At 68.7% G+C, this 26,650-nt stretch carries 22 protein-coding genes and 1 other RNA gene; 18 read left to right on the top strand and 5 right to left on the bottom strand.

What is annotated here, in order from left to right:
• Positions 1-2 precede the first annotated feature (2 nt).
• Both E5843_RS07650 and E5843_RS07645 read left to right on the top strand, forming a co-directional pair.
• Positions 3-1,439 carry a cryptochrome/photolyase family protein gene (locus tag E5843_RS07650; protein ID WP_141065863.1) on the top strand — a complete coding sequence of 479 codons (1,437 nt, stop codon included), beginning with the start codon at positions 3-5 and terminating at the stop codon, positions 1,437-1,439.
• A 116-nt stretch (positions 1,440-1,555) separates the two neighbouring features.
• Positions 1,556-2,233, top strand: coding sequence for a YiaD family glycine zipper/OmpA-like lipoprotein (locus E5843_RS07645; RefSeq protein ID WP_134673433.1), 678 nt, complete (start codon positions 1,556-1,558; stop codon positions 2,231-2,233).
• Between the two features lie 59 nt (positions 2,234-2,292).
• Here E5843_RS07645 and E5843_RS07640 read toward each other — a convergent pair whose 3' ends face one another.
• Positions 2,293-2,865 (bottom strand): manganese efflux pump MntP, encoded by a 573-nt coding sequence (locus E5843_RS07640; protein WP_136413067.1) that lies wholly within the window; start codon positions 2,863-2,865, stop codon positions 2,293-2,295.
• A gap of 279 nt (positions 2,866-3,144) precedes the next feature.
• Positions 3,145-3,498: a transfer-messenger RNA gene (ssrA, locus tag E5843_RS07635) on the bottom strand.
• A gap of 106 nt (positions 3,499-3,604) precedes the next feature.
• Between ssrA and E5843_RS07630 the strand changes: the two genes are divergently transcribed.
• Positions 3,605-5,815, top strand: coding sequence for a CHASE domain-containing protein (locus tag E5843_RS07630; protein ID WP_166815942.1), 2,211 nt, complete (start codon positions 3,605-3,607; stop codon positions 5,813-5,815).
• Positions 5,816-5,863: 48 nt separating this feature from the next.
• On the opposite strand, the gene smpB is transcribed toward E5843_RS07630, so the two are convergent.
• Positions 5,864-6,355, bottom strand: a complete 492-nt coding sequence (smpB, locus tag E5843_RS07625; protein ID WP_134673431.1) for an SsrA-binding protein SmpB — start codon at positions 6,353-6,355, stop codon at positions 5,864-5,866.
• 56 nt (positions 6,356-6,411) lie between these two features.
• On the opposite strand from smpB, the gene E5843_RS07620 reads away from it, so the two are divergent.
• On the top strand, positions 6,412-6,840 hold the full coding sequence (locus E5843_RS07620; RefSeq protein ID WP_134673430.1) for a type II toxin-antitoxin system RatA family toxin: 429 nt from the start codon (positions 6,412-6,414) through the stop codon (positions 6,838-6,840).
• On the top strand, positions 6,837-7,115 hold the full coding sequence (locus E5843_RS07615; RefSeq protein ID WP_136412303.1) for an RnfH family protein: 279 nt from the start codon (positions 6,837-6,839) through the stop codon (positions 7,113-7,115). The genes E5843_RS07620 and E5843_RS07615 overlap by 4 nt, the downstream gene beginning before the upstream one ends.
• Before the next feature lie 42 nt (positions 7,116-7,157).
• Here E5843_RS07615 and E5843_RS07610 read toward each other — a convergent pair whose 3' ends face one another.
• Positions 7,158-7,535, bottom strand: coding sequence for an outer membrane protein assembly factor BamE (locus tag E5843_RS07610; RefSeq protein ID WP_136412302.1), 378 nt, complete (start codon positions 7,533-7,535; stop codon positions 7,158-7,160).
• A 104-nt stretch (positions 7,536-7,639) separates the two neighbouring features.
• Between E5843_RS07610 and E5843_RS07605 the strand changes: the two genes are divergently transcribed.
• Positions 7,640-8,047, top strand: a complete 408-nt coding sequence (locus E5843_RS07605) for a Fur family transcriptional regulator (protein ID WP_129135942.1) — start codon at positions 7,640-7,642, stop codon at positions 8,045-8,047.
• Positions 8,048-8,409: 362 nt separating this feature from the next.
• On the opposite strand, the gene recN is transcribed toward E5843_RS07605, so the two are convergent.
• A complete protein-coding gene (gene recN / locus E5843_RS07600) occupies positions 8,410-10,071 on the bottom strand; it encodes a DNA repair protein RecN (protein ID WP_136412301.1) in 1,662 nt (553 codons plus the stop codon).
• Between the two features lie 108 nt (positions 10,072-10,179).
• Between recN and hrcA the strand changes: the two genes are divergently transcribed.
• The 12 genes from hrcA (at position 10,180) to prfB (ending at position 26,534) form a co-directional block, all read left to right on the top strand.
• Positions 10,180-11,241, top strand: coding sequence for a heat-inducible transcriptional repressor HrcA (hrcA, locus tag E5843_RS07595; protein ID WP_134673426.1), 1,062 nt, complete (start codon positions 10,180-10,182; stop codon positions 11,239-11,241).
• A gap of 116 nt (positions 11,242-11,357) precedes the next feature.
• Positions 11,358-11,882 (top strand): nucleotide exchange factor GrpE, encoded by a 525-nt coding sequence (gene grpE, locus E5843_RS07590; protein ID WP_136412300.1) that lies wholly within the window; start codon positions 11,358-11,360, stop codon positions 11,880-11,882.
• 120 nt (positions 11,883-12,002) lie between these two features.
• Complete coding sequence (gene dnaK / locus E5843_RS07585) at positions 12,003-13,925, top strand: molecular chaperone DnaK (protein WP_136412299.1); 1,923 nt, start codon at positions 12,003-12,005, stop codon at positions 13,923-13,925.
• A gap of 110 nt (positions 13,926-14,035) precedes the next feature.
• A complete protein-coding gene (gene dnaJ, locus E5843_RS07580; protein WP_141065862.1) occupies positions 14,036-15,178 on the top strand; it encodes a molecular chaperone DnaJ in 1,143 nt (380 codons plus the stop codon).
• Between the two features lie 155 nt (positions 15,179-15,333).
• Positions 15,334-16,053 carry a 4-hydroxy-tetrahydrodipicolinate reductase gene (gene dapB, locus E5843_RS07575; protein WP_141065861.1) on the top strand — a complete coding sequence of 240 codons (720 nt, stop codon included), beginning with the start codon at positions 15,334-15,336 and terminating at the stop codon, positions 16,051-16,053.
• A 241-nt stretch (positions 16,054-16,294) separates the two neighbouring features.
• Positions 16,295-17,431 (top strand): glutamine-hydrolyzing carbamoyl-phosphate synthase small subunit, encoded by a 1,137-nt coding sequence (carA, locus tag E5843_RS07570; RefSeq protein ID WP_136412298.1) that lies wholly within the window; start codon positions 16,295-16,297, stop codon positions 17,429-17,431.
• Position 17,432: 1 nt separating this feature from the next.
• A complete protein-coding gene (gene carB / locus E5843_RS07565; RefSeq protein ID WP_136412297.1) occupies positions 17,433-20,681 on the top strand; it encodes a carbamoyl-phosphate synthase large subunit in 3,249 nt (1,082 codons plus the stop codon).
• Positions 20,678-21,151: a transcription elongation factor GreA gene (gene greA / locus E5843_RS07560; RefSeq protein WP_136412296.1), complete on the top strand. Its 474-nt coding sequence runs from the start codon at positions 20,678-20,680 to the stop codon at positions 21,149-21,151. Before carB ends, greA begins: the two co-directional genes overlap by 4 nt.
• Before the next feature lie 42 nt (positions 21,152-21,193).
• Positions 21,194-22,138, top strand: a complete 945-nt coding sequence (locus E5843_RS07555) for a phosphoglycerate mutase (RefSeq protein WP_141065860.1) — start codon at positions 21,194-21,196, stop codon at positions 22,136-22,138.
• Positions 22,135-23,862 (top strand): single-stranded-DNA-specific exonuclease RecJ, encoded by a 1,728-nt coding sequence (gene recJ, locus E5843_RS07550; RefSeq protein WP_136412295.1) that lies wholly within the window; start codon positions 22,135-22,137, stop codon positions 23,860-23,862. The genes E5843_RS07555 and recJ overlap by 4 nt, the downstream gene beginning before the upstream one ends.
• A gap of 102 nt (positions 23,863-23,964) precedes the next feature.
• Positions 23,965-25,302, top strand: a complete 1,338-nt coding sequence (locus E5843_RS07545) for a hypothetical protein (RefSeq protein ID WP_141065859.1) — start codon at positions 23,965-23,967, stop codon at positions 25,300-25,302.
• Positions 25,303-25,405: 103 nt separating this feature from the next.
• Positions 25,406-26,534 (top strand): peptide chain release factor 2 gene (gene prfB / locus E5843_RS07540; protein WP_134673416.1). Its coding sequence is split into 2 segments (ribosomal slippage): positions 25,406-25,480 and positions 25,482-26,534, totalling 1,128 coding nucleotides; the frame shifts between segments, so codons are not numbered across the junction.
• Positions 26,535-26,650 lie beyond the last annotated feature (116 nt).

Genomic DNA, 26,650 nt, shown 5'->3' with positions numbered 1-26,650 from the left:
CCATGCCCATCGCCCTGGTCTGGTTCCGCAACGATCTGCGTCTCGACGACAACCCGGCCCTGCGGGCTGCTGTCGAGGGCGGCTACCAGCCGCTGATGGTGGACATCCACGCGCCGGCCGAAGAAGGCGAGTGGCCGCCGGGTGCCGCCTCCGACGCTTGGCGACATCGCTCCCTGAAGGCGCTGGACGATCGCCTGCGTGCGCGCGGTTCGATGCTGCGTTGCTTCCATGGCCCGACGCAGGCGACGCTGGAATCCCTCGCCGCCGCCGTCGATGCCGAGGCGGTGTTCTGGAACCGGCGCTACGAACCCGTCGTCGAGGCGCGCGACACCATCATCAAGGGCGCGCTGCGGCGTGCCGGCCTGCGCGCGGAGAGCTTCAACGGTTCGCTGCTGTTCGAGCCGTGGGAAGTGGAGACCGCGCAGGGGGATCCCTACCGCGTGTTCACGCCGTTCTGGAAGCGAGCCCGCGGCCAGTGGCGCACGCCACGCCTGTGGCAGGCGCCGGACCACTTCGAGGCGCCGGAAGACGACGACGCCGTACCGCATGGCGTCCCGCTGGAGGGCCTGCACCTCGCGCCGCGCCGTGGCTGGGACCACGGATGCTGGGAACGCTTCACTCCCGGGGAAGAGGGCGCGGAAGATGCGCTATCCCGCTTCCTGCAGGCGAGCCTGGCGGACTACCCACGGGCCCGCGACCTGCCCGCTGTCGAAGGCACCTCGCGGTTGTCGCCGCACCTGCACTTCGGCGAGATCTCGGTCGCGCGCGTTGCGCAGGCGGTGATCGATGCCGGCCTGGGCGAGGCTGGTGACGTCTGTCTGGCACAGCTGGGCTGGCGGGAATTCGCCCACCATCTGCTGCACCACTACCCGCATACGGTGGATGCCGATCTCGACCCGCGCTTCGCCGATTTCCCGTGGGCACGCCCGCAGCACGGCGTGCTTGCCGCCTGGCAGCGTGGGCGTACCGGCGTACCGATCGTCGATGCAGGCATGCGCGAGCTCTGGCAAACGGGCTGGATGCACAACCGCGTGCGCATGCTTGCGGCGAGCTACCTCACCAAGCACCTGCGCGTGCACTGGCGGCACGGTGCGCGCTGGTTCTGGGACACCCTGGTGGATGCCGACCTCGCCAACAACACCATGGGATGGCAATGGGTGGCAGGCACCGGCGCCGATGCCGCGCCGTATTTCCGCGTGTTCAACCCGGTCCTGCAGGCAAGGCGCTTCGACCCCGATGCGGCCTATATCTCCCGGTGGATACCGGAACTGGACGTGCTTCCGCCCGCGCACCGCTTCGCACCGTGGGAGGCGCCGGACCCGCTGCTGAAGCAGCTTCGCGGCTATCCGCATCAACCCCTGGTGGGGATGGCGGAGGGCCGCCAGGCCGCACTCGCGGCGTATGCGCAGGTCACCCGGAAGGCGGAGCCGACAAACTGAATGGGTTGTATCCGCGCATTCAGCCCATCACCCGATCCCGACCAGGTCGTGGCTAGGATGCGACCCGCCTACCCACACGCCGGAAGCCTCCGGCGCAGAACCCAGGGAGAACACCCATGCGCAATTCCGTGACCACCGGCCTGACCGCCGCGCTCGCCGGCGCGCTGATGCTGACCGGTTGTGCCACCTACACCGGTCAGAGCAGCGACCCGAACGATCCCAACCGCACCCGCAACAACGCGCTGATCGGTGCCGGCATCGGTGCGGTTGCCGGTCTGCTCAGCGGTGACAGCGCCACCGAGCGCCGCCAGCACGCGCTGATCGGTGCCGGTGCCGGCGCCTTGACGGGCGGTGCTGTGGGCGCCTACCAGGACCGCCAGGAAGCCGAACTGCGCCGGCAGATGGCCGGTACCGGTGTTGACGTGGTCCGCCAGGGCGACAACATCACCCTCAACATGCCTGGCAACGTGACCTTCGGTTTCGACCAGTCCAACATCCAGTCGCAGTTCTATCCGGTGCTCAACAACGTGGCCAACACGCTGCGCCAGTACGAGCAGACGGTGATCGAGGTGGCCGGCCACACCGACAACGTCGGCGCCGCGGCCTACAACCAGCAGCTGTCGGAGCGTCGTGCGCAGGCCGTCGCCCAGTACCTGAGCGGGCAGGGCGTGAATCAGCAGCGCATCATCACCGTCGGTGCGGGCATGACCCGTCCGATCGCCGACAACAGCACCGACGCCGGCCGCGCGCAGAACCGCCGCGTTGAAATCACCCTGGTGCCGATCCAGCAGTAACGGGATCGATCATTGCTTCGAAGAAAGGGCCGCGATTGCGGCCCTTTCTTTATATGCGGTCAAGCGGCGCGGACGACGGCGTGCTCGTAGACGATCGTCATGCCGATCACGATCAGGATCACTCCGCCCAGAATGGCGGCACGCCGCCCGGCCATGGCGCCCAGCACCCGGCCGAGCATGACGCCGGTCGTGACCATCACCAGCGTGCACAGCCCGATGACCGCGGCCATGACGGCGATGTTGACGTCGAGCAGTGCCAGGCCGACGCCCACCGCCAGCGCATCGATGCTGGTGGCGAAGCCGGTGGCGGCAAGCGTCCAGAAACCGTGGTGTCGGCCCTCGTTGTCGTCCGCGGGCGACGGCCTGAGGCCCGAATGGATCATATGGCCGCCCAGCAGGACCAGCAGCGCGAACGCGATCCAGTGGTCGAATGCCTCGACCCAGGGCAGCGCGCTGCGACCGAGCCACCAGCCGATCACCGGCGTGACCGACTCGATGAGGCCGAAGATCAGGCCGACGCGCAGGGCGTCGCGAAAACGCGGGGTGCCCATGGCGGCGCCCTTGCCGACCGCGGCCGCGAAGGCGTCGGTGGACATCGCCAGACCGATGAGAAGCAGGGAAACAGGATGCATGCGAGAGAGGGGTCGGGCGCGCGCGAACGCGGTCACGGCCTGCGCCGACCGGTCGCGCCCGTGTACCGCTGGTCTCGCCAACCAGGACTGGCTGCCGGCACCACGGCCATCGACGGCCGAGCGTGTTGATACCGGCGCTTCCTGGAGCGGAAGCAGGCTACTCCCCAAGGGAAGCGCGATTCTAGCATCCGCCACCGAAGCGCCCACGACACCATGCCTCGTCTGTGGCCCTGAAAGCAGAAGACCCCGACCGTTTCCGATCGGGGTCCTGCTTGAAGATGGTGGAGGTGGGGGGAATTGAACCCCCGTCCGAAGGCACTCCATCCCCGGCACTACATGCTTAGCCCACCGTTGGATCTCATCCCGGAACAGCACGGTGTGCGAAGCGCATCCCGGGACCAGCCTGTGAGTTCAACCACGGCAGACAGGCGGCCGCCGCGGCTGGATTCCCATGATAATGACCCTACATCCACGAGCATGGGAACAAGTGGGTTCGGGGCTTACGCCTTAAGCGGCGAGAGCGTAGTTGTCGTCGTTGGCAACTAGAGTTTTGCAGCTGGATTAACGAGGAAAGCTACCCCCTCGGCATGCGCCAGGCAATTTCGCGACCCCCGTCGAAGCCAGTGCACCCCCGGGAATGTCGTTTGTCGCCGACATGCGCCAGTATAGGGGCGGCCGGTGCGGACGCAAGGCGCGCAGGGCAGGGGGCGGGGGAGCGTTCATCGAGGGGAAGAAGGCGTTGATCGGGGAAACAGACAGCACAGCGACGGGGCCCCGCCGGCTGCGCGAAGATCCGCGACTGGCCGTCGCCGCCGCGCTGGTGGTGCTGCTGGCCTCGCTGCTGCTGGTGCTGATGTACGCGCGCTCCGAGCACGCGCGTGACCGCGACCTGCGCAAGGCGCGAATGGCCGAGGAAACCACCCAGGTCCTCGACCTGATGTCGCAACGCCTGCTGGCCTATGAGCTCAGTACCCGCGGCGGCGCCTCATTGTTCGCGTCGGTCGAGCGGCCGACGGCGCAGCAGTGGCGCAGCTACGTGGACGGGCTGCAGATCGGCCGGCGTGCCGGGCCGAATGCGCTGGGCTACGGCGCCTATATTCCCGGCGACCGCCTGCGTGAATTCCAGCTCGAGCGCCGGTCCGATGGCGAAGGCCTGTTCGAGTTGCACCCCAGGGGCGTGCGCGAGGCCTACGGTCCGGTGGTCTACGTCGAGCCGCGGCGGCCCGAGCACGACGGCATCGATGGCTACGACATGCTGTCGGAGCCGGTACGCCGGGGGGCGATGGAAGCCGCGCGCGACAGCGGCGAGTCACGCCTGACCGGCAAGCTGGTCCTGCAGCGCAGGTTCGACGATACCCCGCAGGGCGCGATCCTCTATACCCCGGTGTACCGCGGCGGCGTGCTTCCGGCTTCCGTGGAGGCGCGCGGGGCGGCGTTGCGCGGCTGGACCTATGCGCCATTGCGCATGCAGGACTTCGTGCCGCAGTCGCTGGCGACCCTGCCGCGCACGATGTCGATGCGGATCACCGATGTCACCGGTGGCGAAGCGGCAGAACTGTATGTCGACCAGGACTACGCACGTGCCGACGCCGCGGCCGGGCGCGACCGCCACAGCGTGAACCAGTCGTTCTACGGTCGCACCTGGCGGATCGACTTCATTGCCCTGGAGGCCACCAGTGCCGCGTCGCCTGCGCGGACCACGGTGATCGTCGGCCTGCTCGCGGCACTGTTGCTGGCGGCGGTGACGTGGTCGCTCGCGCGCACCGGCGTGCACGCCCAGCAGCTCGCCGCACGGATGAGCGAGTCGTACCGGCGCAGTGAATCCCGGTTCCGCAGTGCGATGGTGCATTCGCCGGTCGGCAAGGCCCTGCTCGACGAGGACGACCGCGTGGTCGATGCGAACCTCGCGCTTGCCGCCATCGTCGGGCTGCCGCTGGAACAGCTGATCGGTGCCGACATGGGTGGGTTCTTCGTCGATGGCCGCGATGCCGACGAGGTCGACAGCGAGGAGGCAGGCGCGCACGCGCGCGATGGCGTCTATCGCGCGAGCCGGATCCTGCGTCGCAGCGACGGCAGCCGGCGCCGCGTGCGCCTGTTCACCGCTCCGGTGCCCGGCGAGGCCGGGGATGAGGTCGTGCGGCTGGTGCAGATCGACGACGTCACCGACTGGTACCGCGCCGAGGAGCGGGTGCGCGCATTGAACCGCACGCTGGAGGCGCGGGTCGCGGCACGCACCCAGGAGCTGGAGCGCGCGAACCTCGAGCTCGAGGCATTCTCCTACAGCGTGTCCCACGACCTGCGGGCACCGCTGCGCACCATCGACGGCTTTTCGCGCCTGCTCAACGACCGCTACGCATCGGTGATCGACGACACCGGCCGTGATTACCTGGGGCGGATCCGCGCAGCGACGGCGCGCATGGACGCACTGATCGACGCCCTGCTGCAGATGGCACGACTTTCGCGCGCGCAGGTACGCCGACGCGACCTCGACCTCTCCGGGATGGCGGGCCAGGTGGTGGCCGACCTGCGCCTGGCGGAGCCGGAGCGCGAGGTGGTCGTGGAGATCGACGATGGCCTCGCCGCGCAGGGCGACCCGACCCTGGTGGCCAACCTGCTGCAGAACCTGGTCGGCAATGCCTGGAAGTTCACCGCCGGTCGCGACGACGCGCAAATCCTGATCGGGCACGCACGACGACCCGATGGCGTGGAGGCGTTCTTCGTCCGCGACAACGGCGCGGGATTCTCGCAGGACTACGCGTCCAAGCTGTTCAGGCCGTTCCAGCGCCTGCACGCCCAGCATGAATTCCCCGGCCACGGAATCGGCCTGGCGTCGGTCAAGCGGATCGTGGAACGCCACTGCGGCGAAGTCTGGGCCGAGGGTCGCGAAGGCGAGGGCGCGTGTTTCTGGTTCACCCTGCCGGACGAGCAGCCCGGCGACGACTGCGGGTGATGCCTGCGGGCCGCGCGGTGATGCGGGCCGCCTGCGCGGGCGCGGCCGTCAGGCGTCCTTGTTGTGCCGGCGCAGCACGCGCTGCTTCTCGCGGTTCCAGTCGCGCTCGCGTTCGGTGTCGCGCTTGTCATGCTTCTGCTTGCCCTTCGCGAGGGCGAGTTCGATCTTGACCTTGTTGCGCTTCCAGTAGAGCGACGTCGGCACGATCGTGTAGCCATCGCGCTCGACCTTGCCGATGAACTGGTCGATCTCGCGGCGATGCATCAGCAGCTTGCGAGTGCGCCTGGCATCGGCGACCACGTGGGTGGACGCCGAGATCAGCGGGGTGATCTGCGCGCCGAACAGGAAGATCTCGCCGTTGCGCACGATGGCGTAGCTTTCGGCGATGTTGGCGCGGCCGGCGCGGATGGCCTTCAGCTCCCAGCCCTGCAGCGCAAGCCCGGCCTCGACGCGTTGTTCGAGGTGGTACTCGTGGCGCGCGCGCTTGTTCAGCGCGATGGTCGCGCCGATTGTCTTATCCTTGTCCGTCTGCTTGCCCATCCGGGCATTGTCCCCGAATCCGGCAGGCGTGGACACACCCGTGACGAAGAGGTTCCATGCCCAAGATCCAACGCAGCGCCCTGGTCGAGCACTCCGTCAGCCGGATGTTCGAACTGGTCCGCGACGTCGACGCCTATCCCCGCCGTTTTGCCTGGTGCGAGCGGGCCGAGGTCATGGAATCCACCGATGTGCGCCAGCTCGCCCGGCTCGATCTCGGTTTCGGCGCGCTGCGCACGTGGTTCACCACCGAAAACACCCTGCATGCCCCGCACCGCATCGACATGCGGTTGCGTGACGGGCCTTTCCGCCGCCTGGACGGGCGCTGGGAATTCCATGCGATCGACGAATCCGCCAGCCGGGTCACGCTGACCCTGGACTTCGAACCACGCAGCCGCCTGCTGCTGCCGGCGCTGACCATCGGCTTCCAGGGGCTGGCCGACCGCATGGTCGACGATTTCGTCCGCATCGCCGACCGCGAGGCATGAGCGCGGGCACCATCCGGGTGCGGGTGGTGCTGGCCTGGCCACGTCGCTTCGAGGAAGTCGAACTGCGGTTGCCGGCCGGCGCGCGCGTCGCCGATGCGATCGCTTCCAGCGGACTGCCCCTTGAGGGCATCGACGGACAGGCGGTGTTCGGCGAACGCGTCGACACCGGGGCGTTGCTCAATGACGGCGACCGCATCGAACTGCTGCGGCCGCTGGTGGCCGATCCCAAGGACGCGCGCCGACGTCGCGCCAGCGAGCGCCTGCAAAAAAAATGACCGGCGCGTGGCCGGTCATCATGTTTCACCTGCGGATGCGGATCAGCGGCGGCGTTCGCGTGGCAGGTTGCCGAACTTGCGCATTTCCGCCGCGAGCTCTTCGTTCTGCTCGGGGAAATACTCGCCGTCCCAGCGCGTCAGCCGGTCGCTGTCGAACCACAGCGTCAGGTTCTTGATCTCGGTATGGCCGCGGCGGTTGTTGCGCTGCGTGGCCGTGTAGTCCCAACGCTGGTGGTGGAACGGGTCGGCGATCGAAGGCGTGCCCAGCAGGCCGACGACCTGCTGCTTGCTCATGCCGGCCTGCAGCTGCCCGACCGCTTCGGGTTCGACCAGGCTGCCCTGGTAGATCGGCTGCTTGTAGACGATGCCGCAGCCCGACAGGATGCCGGCGACGAGGAGGGGAGCGAGAAGTCTGCGCATGGGGCCATCGGGTGGTCGGGAACATGCCGATGATACACTCCGGTCGATTGCAGCAACCGTTCCGGACCGCTTTGCCCTGTTCGATGCGGCCGACAGGAGACGACATGGAATCCTTCGACCTTCGCAAGGCCGGTCTAAAGGTCACGCACCCGCGAATGCGGATCCTGCAGCTGCTCGAGCAGAAGACGCCGCACCAGCACATGACCGCGGAAGGCATCTACCGCCAGCTGCTCGACCAGGGCGACGAGATCGGCCTGGCCACCGTGTACCGCGTGCTGACCCAGTTCGAGGCCGCGGGCCTGGTGATCAAGCACAACTTCGAGGGCGGCCATGCGCTCTATGAACTCGATCGCGGCGACCACCACTACCACATGGTCGACATGAGCAGCGGGCTGATCACCGAGTTCGAAAGCCCGGAAATCGTGGCCCTGCTCAACCGCATCGCCGACGAGCACGGCTATGTGCTCGACGAGCATTCGCTGGTGCTGTACGTACGCAAGAAGCGCCTATAAAAACCGACGATCGGGAGCCGTCGTTTCCCCGGTTCCGCGCGCAGCACATCGACACGACTCCCGCCCGGCACCATCGCCCCTCTCCCGCCTGCGGGAGAGGGATGGGGTGAGGGCTAGCGCTCCGGCGAACGAAGCTGGGAGCGCCAGACGCCCTCATCCGGCGCTGCGCGCCACCTTCTCCCGCAAGCAGGAGAAGGGAGAAGGGAGAAGGCGGGTCAATCGACATCCTGATCCTCTGCCGCCTGCGGGAGCGGAGTTGGGGGTGAGGGCTCGTGCCGCGAAAAACGCGCCTCATCCGGCGCTACGCGCCACCTTCTCCCGCAAGCGGGAGAAGGGTTGAGCCGGTCTGGCCCCGAGCGCCCTCAGGCCACGTCCGCCAGCAGCCGGCGCGCGGCGGCCATCGCCTCGCGGCTGACCTCCACGCCACCCAGCATCCGGGCAAGTTCTTCCTGCCGCTGGCGCTGGTCGAGCCGGTTGACCTCGCTTTCGGTCTCCTCGCCGCGGGTGCGCTTGCTGACCCGGTAGTGCGCGTGGCCCTGCGCGGCCACCTGGGGCAGGTGGGTGACGCACAGCACCTGCCGCGATGCGCCCAGCGCGCGCAGCTTACGGCCGACGATCGCCGCCACGGCGCCGCCGATGCCGGAGTCCACCTCGTCGAAGACCATCGTCGGCACGGCATCCAGGCCCAACGCCGCGACCTCGATCGCCAGCGAGATCCGCGACAGCTCGCCGCCGGATGCGACCTTGCGCAGTGCGCGCGGCGGCTGGCCCGCGTTGGCCGCCACCAGGAACTCCACGCGCTCGGCGCCGAGCGCGTCGGGGCGCCCGCCGAGTTGCGGTTCGAGCGCGATCTCAAAGCGGCCGCCGCCCATGCCCAGCTCGTCGATCAGCGTGGTGGTGTCGGCGGACAGTCGCGTCGCGGCCGATTGGCGGGCGCGGGTCAGGTCCGCCGCCGCCGAGGTCCAGGCCGCGTGGGCGGCGTCGATCTCGCCATCCAGGCGCTCCAGCCGGATCCCGGCATCCGCCAGTTCCTCGAGTTCGGTGGCGATGCGGTCGCGCAAGGCTTCGAGTGCGTCCGGCGCCACCCGGTGCTTGCGCGCGAGGTCGTGGATGCGGGCAAGGCCGCGTTCGAGTTCGGCGTAGCGCTCGGGATCGATGTCGAGATCGTCGCGCACGCGCTGCAGCAGCAGTTGTGCCTCGTCGAGCTGGATCGCGGCGGCCTCGAGCATTCCGTCGACCTCCGCCAGGCGGGGCTCGTCGCGATGCAGGCGCGCAAGTTCACCACGCAGCCGCTGCACGCGGCCGGTGACGGCGTCGTCCTCGCCCAGCCCGGCCAGCACGGTTTCACAAGCAGTGATCAGGCCGGCGGCATTGGCCTGGCGGCGGTGCGCGGCATCGAGTTCGGCGAGCGATGCGGCATCCAGCGGCTCGCGCTCGAGTTCCCGCAGCTGATGTGCCAGCCAGTCCTGCCGCTCGCCGGGATCGCCCAGGCCCGCCAGCCGGTCGCGTTCGTCGAGCAGTGCCGACCACGCACGCGCGGCATCGGCCACCGCCTGCAGCGCACCGGCGTGGCGACCGTATGCATCGAGCAGCGCAAGCTGCGCGCCACGCGACAGCAGCGCCTGGTGCTCGTGCTGGCCGTGGATCTCGACCAGATGGCCGGCAAGCGCGGCCAGCTGGCCCAGCGTGGCCGGGCGACCATTGATCCACGCCCGCGAGCCGCCATCCGCACGCAGCGTGCGCCGCAGCTGGCAGGCGTCGCCATCGTCGAATTCCTCGGCGACGAGCCACGCGCGCGCACCCGGGGCGTCGGCGAGATCGAAGCTGGCAGTAAGTTCGGCGCGGTCGGCGCCGTGGCGCACCATGCCGCTGTCGGCGCGCAGGCCGGACAGGAAGCCCAGTGCATCGACGAGCAGGGATTTGCCCGCACCGGTTTCCCCGGAGATCACGGTCAGCCCGGCGCCGAATTCCAGCTCGCTGGCAGTGGCGACGGCGAAATTGCGGATGGCAAGATGGGTCAGCATGCGCGGATTGTGCAGGGCAGGAGGGTTGGGGCCAACAATCTCGATGATCACCGGCGCACCGCGTGAGACGCGCTTGCGCGCGCGCAGGGCCGGCCGTATACCGGGAGCATGCGTCGCAAGCACACATCCCCCTCGGAACTCGACCCACGCGCGCGCCAGCTGCTGCGCACGCTGATCGCGCGCCATATCGAGAACGGCGAGCCGGTCGGCTCGCAGACGCTGGCGCGGCACGCCGGGCTGGACGTGAGCCCGGCGACGATCCGCAACATCCTGTCCGACCTCGAGGACAGCGGCCTGCTGACCGCACCGCACACCTCGGCCGGGCGGGTGCCCACCGCGCAGGGGTACCGGGTGTTCGTCGACTCGCTGCTGCAGCTGCGGCCGCTGCCCGAGCACGAGGTCACGCGCCTGCGCGAGCAGCTGCCGGCCGGCGGTGGCACGCAATCGCTGCTGGGCAGCGCCTCCGAGCTGGTGTCGGCGATGACCCGCTTCATGGGCGTGGTCAGCGTGCCGCGGCGCGAGCAGTTCGCCTTCCGCTACATCGACTTCGTCGCCGTCGACAGCCAGCGGGTGATGGCCATCCTGGTGTTCGCCGACAACGAGGTGCAGAACCGCCTGATCCAGGTGCGCCGTCCCTACGACGCATCGGAACTGGAGCAGGTGGCGAATTACCTCAACGTCAACTTCGCCGGCCGCGCGGTGGCCGACATCCGCGCCACCCTGCTGCGCGAGATGCAGGTGACCCGCAGCCAGATGGAAAGCCTGATGGCGCGCACCGTGGAGCTGGCCGAACAGGCGCTGGCGCCCGAGGAGGGCGACGACATGCTGATGGCGGGGCAGGCGCGGCTGATCGGCGTGCAGGACCTGTCCGACCTCGACCGCCTGCGCGAGCTGTTCGACACCTTCTCGCGCAAGCGCGAAATCCTGCAGCTGCTCGAGCGCACGGTGCGCGCGCCCGGCGTGCGGGTCTTCATCGGCGAGGAGACCGGGCTTGCGCCACTGGAAGGCGTGTCGCTGGTGACCGCGCCCTACGCAGCCGACGGTCGCGTGCTCGGGGTGCTCGGGGTCATCGGCCCGACCCGGATGGCCTACGACCGCATCGTGCCGGTGGTGCAGGCCACCGCCGAAGCGCTCGGCGCCGCGCTGGAACGGGGCGGAAACACGCCGTAGGCCACTTCGCGGAACGCGCATGAAGGGCTGGCACGGGGTGGTCGAGCCTTGAAACCGCGCCAGGCAACCCCATTGCTCCGGCCAGCGGCGGCCAGTCGACCGCCACGGACATGGAAATGACCCACGAGAGCCACCCCGACACTCCCGACCACACGATGCATGCGGATGAGTCCGCATCGCCACAGGCCCTGCTCGAAGAGCAGGTGCAGCTGCTGCAGGCCGAACTCGAACAGCTGCGCGCGCAGTCCCTGATCGAGCGCGCCGACCTCGAGAACCAGCGCAAGCGCATGGCGCGCGAGGTCGATGCGGCCCGCCGTTTCGCCAACGAACGCCTGCTGGGCGACCTGCTGCCGGTATTCGACAGCCTGGATGCCGGCCTGTCCGCGGCCGGCGCCGAAGGCGGTCCGCTGCGCGAAGGGCTGGAACTGACGATGCGCCAGCTGCTCAAGGTGGCCGGCGACAACGGCTTGCAGGTGGTGGATCCGGCCGCACAGCCGTTCGATCCCGAGCGCCACCAGGCGATCAGCCAGACCGATGCCGGCGAAGTGCCCCCGGGCCACGTCGCCCAGGTGTTCCAGAAGGGCTATGTGCTCAACGAGCGCCTGCTGCGCCCGGCCCTGGTGGTGGTGGCCAAGGACTGACGCCGGCGCCGTCGCGTCGCGGCGACCGCTTGAACGGCCAACAGCCGCCCCCAGATATCACGCATCGGCGGCTTCGCGCCGCCCCAGACACAACGATTACGGATCCAGAGGGAACCACTCATGGCAAAGATCATCGGCATCGACCTCGGCACGACCAACTCGTGCGTGGCGATCATGGACGGCGGCAAGGCCAAGGTCATCGAGAACAGCGAGGGTGATCGCACCACGCCTTCGATCGTGGCCTACACCAAGGACGGCGAGGTGCTGGTCGGCGCGTCCGCCAAGCGCCAGGCCGTCACCAATCCGCACAACACCTTCTTCGCGGTCAAGCGCCTGATCGGGCGCAAGTTCACCGACGCGGAAGTGCAGAAGGACATCGGCCTGGTGCCGTACAAGATCGTCCAGCACGACAACGGCGATGCCTGGGTGGCCACCAACGACGGCAACAAGCTGTCGGCGCAGGAGATCTCCGCGCGCATCCTCGAGAAGATGAAGAAGACCGCCGAGGACTACCTGGGCGAGAAGGTCACCGAGGCCGTGATCACGGTGCCGGCGTACTTCAACGACTCGCAGCGCCAGGCGACCAAGGACGCCGGCCGCATCGCCGGCCTCGACGTCAAGCGCATCATCAACGAGCCGACCGCTGCGGCACTCGCTTATGGCCTCGACAAGGACGGCGGTGACCGCAAGATCGCCGTGTACGACCTCGGCGGCGGCACCTTCGACGTGTCGATCATCGAGATCGCCGAAGTCGACGGCGAGAAGCAGTTCGAAGTGCTGGCCACCAACGGCGACACCTTCCTCGGTGGCGAGGACTTCGACAAGCGCGTCATCGACTACCTCGTCGAGGAATTCCAGAAGGACCAGGGCATCGACCTGCGCAAGGATCCGCTGGCCCTGCAGCGCCTGAAGGACGCCGCCGAGCGCGCCAAGATCGAGCTGTCGACCGCGCAGCAGACCGAGGTGAACCTGCCGTACGTCACCGCCGATGCGTCCGGCCCGAAGCACCTCAACATCAAGCTGACCCGCGCCAAGCTCGAGGCGCTGGTCGAGGACCTGGTGCGCAAGTCGATCGACCCCTGCCGCACCGCGCTCAACGATGCCGGCCTGCGCGCATCCGATGTCAACGAGGTCATCCTCGTCGGCGGCCAGACCCGCATGCCGAAGGTGCAGCAGGCGGTGGCCGAGTTCTTCGGCAAGGAGCCGCGCAAGGACGTCAACCCCGACGAGGCGGTCGCGCTCGGCGCCGCGATCCAGGGCGGCGTGCTCGCCGGTGACGTCAAGGACGTGCTGCTGCTCGACGTGACCCCGCTGAGCCTGGGCATCGAGACCCTGGGCGGCGTGTTCACCAAGATCATCGAGAAGAACACCACCATCCCGACCAAGGCCTCGCAGACCTTCTCCACCGCCGAGGACAACCAGTCGGCCGTGACCGTGCACGTGCTGCAGGGTGAGCGCGAACAGGCCCGCTACAACAAATCGCTGGCCAAGTTCGACCTCACCGGCATCGATGCCGCGCCGCGCGGCATGCCGCAGGTGGAGGTGTCGTTCGACATCGACGCCAACGGCATCGTCCACGTCACCGCCAAGGACAAGAAGACCGGCAAGGAGCAGAAGGTCGAGATCAAGGCCGGCTCGGGCCTGTCGGACGACGAGATCCAGCGGATGGTCGCCGATGCCGAGGCGCATCGCGAGGACGACAAGAAGTTCCACGAGCTGGTCGGCGCGCGCAACCAGGCCGATGCGTTGGTGCACGGCACCCGCAGCGCGATCAAGGACAACGGCGACAAGGTGCCGGGTGACGTGATCGGCCGCGTCGAGGCGGCGATCGCCGAGGTCGAGACCGCGATGAAGGGCGACGACAAGGGCCAGATCGAGGCGAAGACCAAGGCGCTGGAAGAGACCGCGCAGGCGCTGTTCGCCGCGGTCGCCGCGGCCCAGCAGGGTGGCGATGCCGGCCCGCAGGCCGGTGGCGGCGCGCCGTCGAACGACGACGTGGTGGACGCCGAGTTCACCGAGGTCAAGGACGACGGGAAGCCGTGATGGGTGATTCGTGATTGGAAGGAGCGGCGCCGCAAGGTTCCGCTCTTTCCAGCGGATCGCCGCTGCCTCGCTTTCGTACCCTCGGATCACCAATCACGAATCACGACCCCATGACCAAACGCGATTACTACGAAGTCCTGGGCGTGGCCCGCACCGCAAGCGAAGACGAGCTCAAGAAGGCCTACCGTCGCAGCGCCATGAAGCACCACCCGGACCGCAATCCGGGTGATGCCGCCGCCGAGGCGGCATTCAAGGAGTGCAAGGAGGCCTACGAGGTCCTGTCCGACGGCGGCAAGCGCCGCATGTACGACCAGTACGGGCATGCCGCGTTCGAGCACGGGATGGGCGGCGGCAATGCCGGTCCTGGTGGCTTCGGTGGCCCGGACATGGGCGACATCTTCGGCGACATCTTCGGCAACATCTTCGGTGGTGGTGGCGGTGGCCGTGGTGGCCCGCGCCGTGGCGCCGACATCGGCTACGTGCTCGAGCTGGACCTGCGCGAAGCGGTCAATGGCGTCGAGAAGCGCATCGAGGTGCCGACCCTGGCCGGCTGCGACGGCTGCAACGGCAGTGGCTCCGAGGACGGCAGGATCGAGACCTGCTCGACCTGCAATGGTCGTGGCCAGGTGCGCATGCAGCGCGGCATCTTCACCATGCAGCAGGGCTGCCCGCACTGCGGCGGCCGTGGCCAGAGCATCGTCAATCCGTGCCGGACCTGCCATGGCGCGGGACGGGTGGAGGAGGAAAAGGTCCTGTCGGTGAAGATTCCCGCCGGCGTGGACAACGGCGACCGCATCCGCCTGTCCGGCGAGGGTGAGGCGGGACCGGCGGGTTCGCCGCCCGGCGATCTCTATGTCGAGGTCCGGGTCCGGCCCCACGAGATCTTCCAGCGCGATGGCGACGACCTGCACTGCGAAGTGCCGATCCGTATCTCGCAGGCCGCGCTGGGCGACGTGGTGCGCGTGCCGACCCTCGATGGCGAGGCGGAGATCCGCATTCCGGCCGAAACCCAGACCGGCAAGGTGTTCCGCCTGCGCGACCAGGGCGTCAAGTCGGTGCGCAGCCGCCATCCCGGCGATCTCTACTGCAAGGTGGTCATCGAGACGCCGGTGAACCTCACCGCCGAACAGCGCACGCTGCTCGAGCAGTTCGAAGCGACCTTCAGCGGCGACGGCGCACGTCGGCACTCCCCGAAGTCGAGCACCTTCGTCGATGGCGTGCGCAGTTTCTGGGACCGGATGACGTCGCCCTGAGTCCGTAGCGCGACAACATGACCTCCCGGACGCCGCGATCATTCGCGGCGTTCCGCTTTGCGGCGCAGTGGATCTCGTGTCCACGGAGCTATGAGGGTTGCCGTCCACGTGACGCTGGCGCAGCCTATGTGGCCCTCCAGCGCGTACCGAGCCCGATGTCGAAGCCTCCTGTCCGCGTGTTGATCCACGGCGCCAACGGCCGCATGGGGCAGGCGCTGTTGCGCCTTGCCGCCGGACATGACGACCTGCAGGTCGTCGCTGCGGTGTCGCGGCGGGTGGAGCAGCGGGTGCAGGACGGCGTGCCGCGCTTTGCATCGCGCGAGCTTGCCGGCGTGCCGGCATTCGACGTGGCGATCGACTTCAGCCTCCCGGAAGGCTTCGACGGTGTGCTGGCGCACTGCGTGTCGCGCGGCGCCGCGTTCGTGTCGGGGACCACGGGCCTGTCGGATTCGCAACTTGCCGCACTGGACGCCGCGGCCCAGCGGATCCCCGTGCTGTGGGCGGCCAACTTCAGTCTTGGCGTGACCGTGCTCAACCTGCTGGTCGAGCGTGCCGCGCGCGACCTCGCCGAGTGGGACTGCGACATCGTCGAGCTCCACCACATCCACAAGCGCGATGCCCCGTCGGGCACGGCGCTCGCGCTGGGCGCGGCGGCGGAGCAGGGCGGTGCGACGCCGCGCTATGCGAGCGTGCGTGCGGGCGACATCATCGGCGAGCACACCGTGCAGTTCGCCGGCATCGGTGAACGGATCGAACTGGTGCACCGCGCCACCAGCCGCGACGTGTTCGCGCAGGGGGCGTTGACGGCCGCCCTGCGCATGGCCGATCGCGCACCGGGACGCTACGGCATGCGCGATCTGCTGGCCGCGGGCTGAACGCGCCGCAGCCGGAATCCTTGTACCAGCGCGCAGCAACGCCAATCCGCTCCGAGGTGCAGCGGTTGGCCGTTTCCTTTTGCCACCCCGGCCGGTAAAATTCCCGCTCGCCTGAACCCCACCGCCCCGGACTGGCCATGCGCCACGTCCGCGGATTTTTGCGGCCCGTCGACAGCGAACGCTCTCCGTGACTGGAAGCGGGCCTGGCGGTGCAGGATCTCCTCCACTCTGGGCGACTGCCGTGACCCAACCCGCAATCCTCGTACTTGAAGACGGCACCGTCTTCGAGGGTATTTCCGTAGGCGCTGCTGGCCTGTCCGTTGGCGAGGTGGTGTTCAACACCGCCATGACCGGCTACCAGGAAGTGGTGACCGATCCCTCGTACGCACGCCAGATCGTCACCCTGACGTATCCGCATATCGGCAATACCGGCGCCACCGGCGATGACGACGAGGCGAACCAGGTGTGGTCCGCCGGGTTGATCGTGCGCGACGTGCCGCGCCGCCCCTCGAGCTGGCGCAGCCGGACGCCGCTGCCGGAATGGCTGGCCGCGCGTGGCGTGGTCGCCATCGCGGGCATCGACACCCGCAGGCTCACCCGCATCCTGCGCGAGCGCGGTGCGCAGAACGGTGCGCTGATGGCAGGTGCGGCTTCTATCGAACAAGCCGACGTCGAGCGTGCGATCGAGGCCGCGCGCAAGTTCCCCGGCCTCAAGGGCATGGACCTCGCAAAGGAGGTCAGCGTCGCCGAGGCGTACGCGTGGAACGAGGGCCAGCTGGATCTCGACCGCAACGTGTTCACCACCCCGAAGGCCAGGTTCAAGGTCGTCGCTTACGACTTCGGCGTGAAGCGCAACATCCTGCGCCTGCTGGCCGAGGCGGGTTGCGACGTCACCGTGGTGCCGGCGCAGACGCCTGCCGCCGAGGTGCTGGCGATGCAGCCCGATGGTGTGTTCATGTCGAACGGCCCGGGTGACCCGGCGCCGTGCGACTACGCGATCAATGCGATCCGCGAGTTCGTCGCCCGGCGCGTGCCGCTGTTCGGCATCTGCCTCGGCCACCAGCTGCTGGCGCTTGCCGCCGGCGGCAGCACGGTGAAGATGGCCAATGGCCACCACGGCGCCAACCACCCGGTGCAGGACCTCGATACCGGGCGGGTGATGATCACCTCGCAGAACCACGGCTTCGCGGTCGACGAAGCGACGCTGCCCGCCAACGTACGCGTCACCCACCGCTCGCTGTTCGACGGCACCAACCAGGGCATCGAGCTGACCGACGCCCCCGCCTTCTCGTTCCAGGGCCACCCCGAGGCCGCCCCCGGCCCGCACGACGTGGCCCCGTTGTTCGATCGTTTCGTCGCGCTGATGGAGAGCCGCTGACATGCCAAAGCGCACCGATATCCAGACCATCCTCATCATCGGCGCGGGCCCGATCGTCATCGGCCAGGCCTGCGAGTTCGACTATTCCGGCGCGCAGGCGTGCAAGGCCCTGCGCGAGGAAGGCTTCCGCGTGGTGCTGGTGAACTCGAACCCCGCCACGATCATGACCGACCCCGATACGGCGGACGCGGTCTACATCGAGCCGATCAACTGGCAGACGGTCGAGAAGATCATCGCCAAGGAGAAGCCCGACGCGCTGCTGCCGACGATGGGTGGCCAGACCGCGCTCAACTGCGCGCTCGACCTCGCCGACAACGGCGTGCTCGAGAAGTATGGCGTCGAACTGATCGGCGCGAAGCGCGAGGCCATCATGATGGCCGAGGACCGCGAACTGTTCCGCGTGGCGATGGGCGAGATCGGCCTGGAGTGCCCGAAGGCCGCGGTCGCCAGGACGTTCGAGGAAGCCGTCGAGATCCAGGCGACGGTGGGTTATCCGACGATCATCCGTCCGAGCTTCACCCTCGGTGGCAGCGGTGGCGGCATCGCCTACAACCGCGAGGAGTTCGAGGACATCGTCAAGCGCGGGCTCGAACTGTCGCCGACCAGCGAAGTGCTGGTGGAAGAGTCGGTGCTGGGCTGGAAGGAATTCGAGATGGAAGTGGTCCGCGACACCGCGGACAACTGCATCATCGTCTGCTCGATCGAGAACCTCGATCCGATGGGCGTGCACACCGGTGACTCGATCACCGTCGCCCCGGCGCAGACCCTGACCGACCGCGAGTACCAGCGGCTGCGCAATGCCTCGATCGCGGTGCTGCGCAAGATCGGCGTGGATACCGGCGGTTCCAACGTGCAGTTCGGCATCAACGCGCAGACCGGCCGCGTGGTGGTGATCGAGATGAACCCGCGGGTGTCGCGCTCGTCGGCGCTGGCATCCAAGGCCACCGGCTTCCCGATCGCCAAGGTCGCGGCGAAGCTGGCGGTGGGCTACACGCTCGACGAACTGAAGAACGAGATCACCGGTGGCCGGACCCCGGCGTCGTTCGAGCCGTCGATCGACTACGTGGTCACCAAGATCCCGCGCTTCGCGTTCGAGAAGTTCCCGCAGGCCGATTCGCGCCTGACCACGCAGATGAAGTCGGTCGGCGAGGTGATGGCGATGGGCCGCACCTTCCAGGAATCGCTGCAGAAGGCCCTGCGCGGACTGGAGACCGGCAAGGTCGGACTCGACCCGACCGGCCTGGACCTCACCACCGAGGACGGCATGGTCGCGCTGCGTCGCGAGCTCAAGGAGCCGGGCCCGGAACGCATGTTCCACCTGGGCGATGCGTTCCGTGCCGGCATGAGCGTCGAGGACGTGCATGCGCTGTCGTTTGTGGATCCGTGGTTCCTCGACCAGATCGAGGACATCATCGCCGCCGAGAAGGCGGTGGCCGCGGATGGCCTGCAGGCGCTGGACGCAGCCCGCATGCGCGAACTCAAGCGCATGGGCTTCTCCGATGCGCGGCTTGCACAGCTGACCGGGAGCGACGAGCAGGCGGTGCGTGCACTGCGCCGCGCGTTCGGCATCCGTCCGGTGTACAAGCGCGTCGATTCCTGCGCGGCGGAGTTCGCCACTGGCACCGCCTACCTGTACTCGACCTACGAGGACGAATGCGAGGCCGAGCCGACCTCGCGCGACAAGATCATGGTGCTCGGCGGCGGTCCCAACCGCATCGGCCAGGGCATCGAGTTCGACTACTGCTGCGTGCATGCATCGCTGGCGCTGCGCGAGGACGGGTTCGAGACCATCATGGTCAACTGCAACCCGGAGACCGTATCGACCGATTACGACACCTCCGACCGCCTGTATTTCGAGCCACTGACGCTCGAGGACGTGCTGGAGATCGTCGAGGTCGAGAAGCCGAAGGGCGTGATCGTGCAGTACGGCGGGCAGACCCCGCTCAAGCTCGCGCGTGCGCTGGAGGCCAACGGCGTGCCGATCATCGGCACCTCGCCGGAGTCGATCGACCTCGCCGAGGACCGCGAGCGCTTCCAGCAGCTGGTCGACGAGCTGGGCCTGAAGCAGCCGCCGAACCGGACCGCGCGCAGCGCTGAGGAAGCGCTGGTGCTGGCCAAGGAGATCGGCTATCCGCTGGTGGTGCGCCCGAGCTACGTGCTCGGCGGCCGCGCGATGGAAGTGGTGCACGCCGATGCTGACCTCGAGCGCTACATGCGCGAGGCGGTCAAGGTCTCCAACGATTCGCCGGTGCTGCTCGACCGCTTCCTCGACAACGCGGTGGAAGTGGACATCGACGTCATTGCCGATGCCGATGGCGAGGTGCTGATCGGCGGCGTGATGGAGCACATCGAGGAAGCCGGCGTGCATTCGGGCGACTCGTCCTGCTCGCTGCCGCCGTATTCGCTGTCGGCCGACACCCAGGCGCGCCTGCGCGAGCAGGTGGTTGCGCTGGCCCGCAAGCTGAAGGTGGTCGGCCTGATGAACACCCAGTTCGCGGTGCAGACCGACGGCGATGGCGTGGACACCATCTTCCTGCTGGAAGTGAACCCGCGTGCCTCGCGCACGGTGCCGTTCGTGTCCAAGGCGATCGGCCTGCCGCTGGCGAAGATCGCCGCGCGCTGCATGGCCGGGCGCACGCTGGCGGAGCAGGGCGTCACCACCGAGATCGTGCCGGACTACTACTCGGTGAAGGAGGCGATCTTCCCGTTCGCCAAGTTCCAGGGCGTGGATCCGATCCTCGGCCCGGAAATGCGTTCCACCGGCGAGGTGATGGGCGTGGGCCGCAGCTTCGGTGCCGCCTTCGCGCGTGCGCAGGAAGCAGCCAGCATCAAGGCGCCGCCGGCCACCGGCAAGGTGTTCGTCTCGGTGCGTGATCCGGACAAGGTGCGCGTGCTGCCGGTAGCACAGGAGCTGGTGCGTCGCGGCTACAGCATCGTCGCCACCCAGGGCACGGCGAAGTGGCTCGACGACAACGGCATCGCGTGCGAGCGCATCAACAAGGTGGTCGAGGGCCGGCCGCACGTGGTCGACCTGATCAAGAACGGCGAGCTCGCGTACATCGTCAACACCACCGAGGGCAAGCAGGCGATCGCCGACTCGTTCTCGATCCGCCGCGAGGCCCTGCAGCAGCGGGTGACCTATTCGACGACGATTGCCGGCGCCCGGGCGCTGCTGCATTCTCTGGATTATCGCGGCAGCGGCCCGGTGTGGTCGCTGCAGGAACTGCACGAGGAACTGAAAACGCCATGAGAGCCCCCCTCACCGTCCAGGGCGCCCAGCGCCTGCGCGCCGAACTCGAGCAGCTGAAGTCGGTGCAGCGTCCCGCGGTGATCAATGCGATCGCCGAGGCCCGTGCGCACGGCGACCTGAAGGAAAACGCCGAGTACCACGCCGCACGCGAGCAGCAGGGCTTCATCGAAGGCCGCATCAAGCAGCTCGAAGGCGAGCTGTCGCATGCGCAGGTCATCGACGTCGCCACGCTCAACGCGGGCTCGAAGATCGTGTTCGGCGCGCATGTCGAACTCGAGGACCTCGACAATGGCGAGGTCACCCGCTACCAGATCGTTGGCGACCTCGAGGCCGACATCAAGCAGGGGCTGATCGCCATCTCGTCGCCGGTGGCGCGTGCGCTGATCGGCAAGCTCGAAGGCGACGAGGTCACCATCGAGGCCCCGGGCGGCACGCACGCGTACGAGATCGTCTCCGTCAGCTACGGCTGAGGCGCGGTCCGTGCGCATGCTCCACGCACCGGCGCGCACCTGATGGCCGCCAGTCCGCGTCTGGTCCTGCTGCTGCCTGCAGGCGCCGATTTCGGTGCGCAGCGGCTGCCGGCCCCGGTCGCGGCCGCGTTCGGTCGCGCCGATGCGGGAATCGCCGGCGAAGCGGGCGAGGGGCCGCAACTGCAGCGTCACGTCGAGGTGCTGCCGCGCGGCTGGCCGGTGGCCGCGGTCACCCGCCAGCGCGATGCCGGCGACGCTGCCGGAGCCGCCTGGTTGCGTGCCGACCCGGCGTGGATCCGCCCCGACATCAATGGCGCGCGCCTGTTCGGCTATGGCGATGCATTGCAGCTCGATGCCGACGAGGCGGCGGACCTGCTGCGTCCGCTGAAGCCGCTGTTCGGCGACTCGGGCATGCCGATCGATGCACCCGTGGCCGGGCGCTGGTACCTGCGCTTGCCACCTGGAACGCCGCTGCCTTCGTTCACCTCGCCCGACGAGGCGCTCGGCACCGACCTGTTCGAGCATCTGGCCGAAGGGCCCGACGCGCGTCGCTGGCGCACGCTGCTCAACGAGGCGCAGATCGTGCTGCACAACCATCCGCGCAATGCGCAGCGCGCCGCACGCGGGCTTCCGCCGGTGAACTCGCTGTGGTTCTGGGGTGCCGGCGTGCTGCCCGACCAGGTCCGCATGCCGGCGGCGCATGTGCTCACCCGCGATGACGCGCTTGCGGCCATGGCCGCGGCGGCGGGCGCGCATGCCGCCGTGCCCGCCGCGTTTGCGGTACCGGGCGCCGACACGCTCGTCGACCTGCGCAGCGGACGCGATCTGCGTCAGCTTGCCGGGGAGTGGCTGTCGCCGGCACTGGAGGCGCTGCAGGCCGGTGCGTTGTCGTCGCTCGTGCTCGACCTGGCCGATGGTCGGCAGCTGACGCTGCGCCGGTCACAGCGGTGGCGCGTCTGGCGCCGGCCGCGCACGTCGCTGTCATGACTCCATTGCGCAGGATCCGTCGCCGCCCTGCCGGGGCGAGCGGCGCCTGGCCCGACCACGTGCTGCCGCTGCTGCGCCGGGTGTATGCGGCCCGCGGGGTGTCCGACTTCACCGCCGCGCGTCCACGCCTGGCCGACCTGCATGCGCCCGACACGCTGACCGGCATCGCCGAGGCTGCGCGATTGCTTGCCGACGCGATCGCCGCGGGACGGCGGATCGTGGTGGTCGGCGATTTCGATTGCGACGGTGCGACGGCCTGTGCAGTGGCGGTGCGTGGGCTGCGCATGCTGGGCGCGCGCGAGGTGCTGCACGCGGTGCCCAACCGGATCGTCCACGGCTACGGGCTGTCGCCTGGCCTGGTCGACGAGCTGGCGGCGCTCGGGCCGGAGCTGCTGGTCACCGTCGATCACGGCATTGCCTGTCATGCCGGCATCGCCGCGGCCAAGGCGCGTGGGTGGCGGGTGCTGGTGACCGACCATCACCTGCCGGGGCCGACGCTGCCCGCGGCCGACGTCATCGTCGATCCGAACCTTCCCGGCGACGTGTTCCCGTCGAAGACGCTGGCCGGCGTGGGTGTGATCTTCTACGTGCTGCTGGCGTTGCGCGGTGTGCTGCGCGCGCGCGGCGCATTCGATGGGGCCGGCCCGGACCTGCGCGTGCTGCTGGACCTGGTCGCGGTCGGCACCGTCGCCGACCTGGTCGCGCTGGATGCCAACAACCGGGCCCTGGTCGCGGCCGGGCTGCAGCGCCTGCGTGCGGGGCAGGGCTGCTCCGGGCTGCAGGCACTGGCGCGCGTGGCTGGACGCGATGTGTCCCGCCTCACGGCGGCCGATATCGGTTACGCGATCGGCCCGCGGCTCAATGCAGCCGGCCGGCTCGAGGACATGTCGATCGGCATCGAATGCCTGCTGACCGACGATCCGGCCCGGGCGCTCGAACTCGCCCAGCTGCTGGACCGCATCAATGCCGAGCGCCGCGGCGTGCAGCAGACCATGGTGGACGAGGCCGAGGCCGCACTCGCCGGTCGCGCACTGGACGCAATGGCCACCGCGGACGATCCCGCGGTCTGCCTGTTCGATCCCGAGTGGCATCCCGGCGTGGTCGGGCTGGTGGCCTCGAAGCTCAAGGAGCGCCTGCACCGGCCGGTGGTGGCGTTCGCGCCTGCCGAGCCGGGCAGCCGCCAGTTGCGCGGTTCGGCCCGCTCGATCCCGGGTTTCCACATCCGCGATGCGCTGGCCGCCGTCGATGCCGCCCATCCCGGCCTGATCGGCCGCTTCGGCGGCCATGCCATGGCCGCCGGGCTCAGCCTCGATGTAGATGCGCTCGCCGATTTCGAGCGCGCCTTCCGCGCCCATGCCGCTCGCACGCTCGACGCCGCGCTGCTGCACGCCGTGATCGACAGTGATGGCGAGCTTGCTCCGCACGAATTCGACCACGCGCATGCGGAAGCGCTGCGCGATGGCGGGCCGTGGGGGCAGGCGTTTCCGGAGCCGCTGTTCGACGGCAGCTTCGAACTGCTGGATGCGCGCTGCGTCGGCCAACGCCATCTGCGTTTGCGCCTGCGGATACCGGACCGTCGCGAGCCGGTCGATGCCATCCACTTCGGCGGCTGGGATGCCCGCCCGCAGGCGTCGCGGGTGCACCTGGCCTATCGGCTTGCACCGGACGACTACCGCGGCAACGGCGCCGTGCAGCTGGTGGTGGAGCATCTCGAACCGGCCTGAGCCGTGTGTCGATCCTCTGGCGTTGGCGATGTGAAGGCGCATACTTCGCCTGTTCATGTCGGCATCGATCGGTGCCGGCTTCCACAGGCAGAAGGACTCAGCATGATCAGGAACGGTTTGGCGCTCGCGGTCGGGATTTCGCTTTCAGGCGTTGCAGGCGCGGCGGTGGCCGCCGATCCGGCGCCGGCGCCGCTGGCGGTCGGCCAGCAGGTGCGCGGCGAGATCACCACCGCGGATGCCCTCAACTGGCGCGATGGCACCCGCAGCAAGCTGTACTCGATCAGCCTCGCGCCCGGGCAGGGCGTCGAATTCGCAGTCGACGGACCGTTGCGGGGGCAGCTGACGCTGTTCTCCGACAACCACCTGGTGCAGACCTCGTCCACCGAGCGCGATGCCACCAGCATGTCGGTGCGCGCGCCGGAATCGGGGCGTTACCTGCTGGCGGTCAGCGGCCGCGACGCATCGTCCTACGGCCCGTACACGCTGCGGGTATCGCCGCTTGCGCTGTATGACGGCAGCGAGATCCGCGCCGGTGCCGCCATCACCGACTGGGCCGACAGTGCCCGGCGCATTCCGCTGGTGATCGAGCGCGAGGCGGTGTACGCCGTACGCATGGATTCCGACGAGTTCGACACCCTGTTGAAGCTCGAAGGCAACGGCGTGTCGCTCGGCAACGACGACGCGGAAGGCAGCAATTCGCTTGTGACCGCGCGCCTGGCCCCGGGCCGCTATACCGTCATCGCGGATGGCTACGGTGGTTCGATCCGGGGCCAGTACCGGCTGGCGGTCAGCGAGCGCGAGCTTCCGGCCGGCGTCACCATGGCCGCGGATGGCGTGCTGCAGCCGGGCGCCGACATCACCGCATTGCACGAGGGTGCGCAGGTGGCCTACCGCCTGCAGGTGCCGTCGCGGCAACTGGCGACGATCACGATGCGCAGCAGCGAGCTCGATTCGATGCTCGCGCTGGAAGGCGCCGACGTGCTGCTGCAGGACGACGATTCCGGTGGCGGCCTGGACGCGCGCATCATCTCGGTCCTCGAGCCCGGTGACTACAGCGTGCGTGCATCCTCGTACAACGACGGTGCCGGGCTGTTCACCCTGTCGGCCACGCTTGCCGGCGTTCCGGCGGACATCGGCGGCGGCACGCTCGTCGTCGGGCAACCACGCGATGCGCGGCTGATGGCCGGCGCCACCGATCGCTATACCGTGCGCATCCCGCGCAACGGCAGCTATCGCATCGAGATGCAGTCGGCAGAAGGCGTCGACAGTTACCTGCGCCTGCTGCGCGATGGCCAGCGGGTGGCACAGGACGACGACAGCGGCGGCGAACTCAACGCGCGCATCGAGGAAACCCTGCAGGCCGGCGACTACGTCCTCGAAGCGAGTTCGGCGGTGGGCCGCTCGGAAGGCCGCTACCGCATCGCCATCCAGCGACGCTGAGCGCAACGGCCGCCATGCCCCGCGCGTGGCGGCCGGCGGTGCCCCCGGCACCAGCGCTTGTTCGATAGAATGTCGCGCTTGTCTCCAAGGGCGACTGCCTCACATGATGGAACTCAATCCCGTCCGCCAGCGCATCGCCGACCTCCAGGGTCGGCTGGAAGCGCTGAGGGGGTTTCTTTGACTACGATGCCAGGCGTGAACGGCTCGAAGAAGTAGAGCGCGAACTCGAGGATCCGCGGATCTGGGACGACCCGGGCCGTGCGCAGGCGCTCGGCCGCGAGCGCTCCCTGCTCGACAAGACGGTCAACGGCATCCGCAACCTGCTGGAAGGCCTCGAGGGCGCCAGCGAACTGCTGGAGCTCGCCGATTCGGAGAACGACGAGGACACCGCGCAGGCGGTGATGGCGGACGTCGAACGCTACGCCGTCGACGTGGACAAGCTGGAGTTCCAGCGCATGTTCTCCGGCGAGATGGACAACGCCAGCGCATTCGTCGACATCCAGGCCGGCGCTGGTGGCACCGAAGCTCAGGACTGGGCCGAGATCCTGCTGCGCATGTACCTGCGCTGGGCGGAGGACCGCGGCTGGAAGACCGAGCTGCTGGAGGTGTCCGGCGGCGAAGTGGCGGGCATCAAGTCGGCGACGTTCCGGGTCGAGGGCGATTTCGCCTATGGCTGGTTCAAGACCGAGACCGGCGTGCATCGGCTGGTGCGCAAGTCGCCGTTCGACTCGGACAACCGCCGCCATACCAGCTTCACCTCGGTGTTCGTGGCGCCGGAAATCGACGACGACATCGACATCGAGATCAACCCGGCGGACCTCAAGACCGACGTCTACCGGTCCTCTGGTGCCGGTGGCCAGCACGTCAACAAGACCGAGTCCGCGGTCCGCATCACCCACGTGCCGACCGGCACGGTGGTGGCGTGCCAGACCGAACGCAGCCAGCATGCCAACCGCGACCGCGCGATGAAGATGCTGGCCGCGCGCCTGTACGAGCTGGAGCTGCAGAAGCGCAATGCCGAGAAGGACGCGGTGGAGGCGACCAAGTCCGACGTGGGCTGGGGCAGCCAGATCCGCAACTACGTGCTCGACCAGTCGCGGATCAAGGACCTGCGCACCGGTATCGAGCGCAGCGACACGCAGAACGTGCTCGACGGTGACCTTGACGAGTTCGTCGAGGCCAGCCTGAAGGCGGGCCTGCAGGTGGGCGCGAAACGTACCGACGCCGCATGACGGACGGCCGCGGTGTCGCGGCCTGACGAATGAAGTGTGCCGCGGATGGACGCGGATCAGGGCAGGGACACGAACCTGCGTGCCTGCTTCCACGAATCGCCTTTCAATCCGCGCCC

The organism is Luteimonas yindakuii, assembly GCF_004803715.2.
Classification (GTDB): domain Bacteria; phylum Pseudomonadota; class Gammaproteobacteria; order Xanthomonadales; family Xanthomonadaceae; genus Luteimonas; species Luteimonas yindakuii.
The sequence above is the reverse complement of the archived record's forward strand: the minus strand, read 5'-3'. Positions and strand labels throughout refer to the sequence as shown.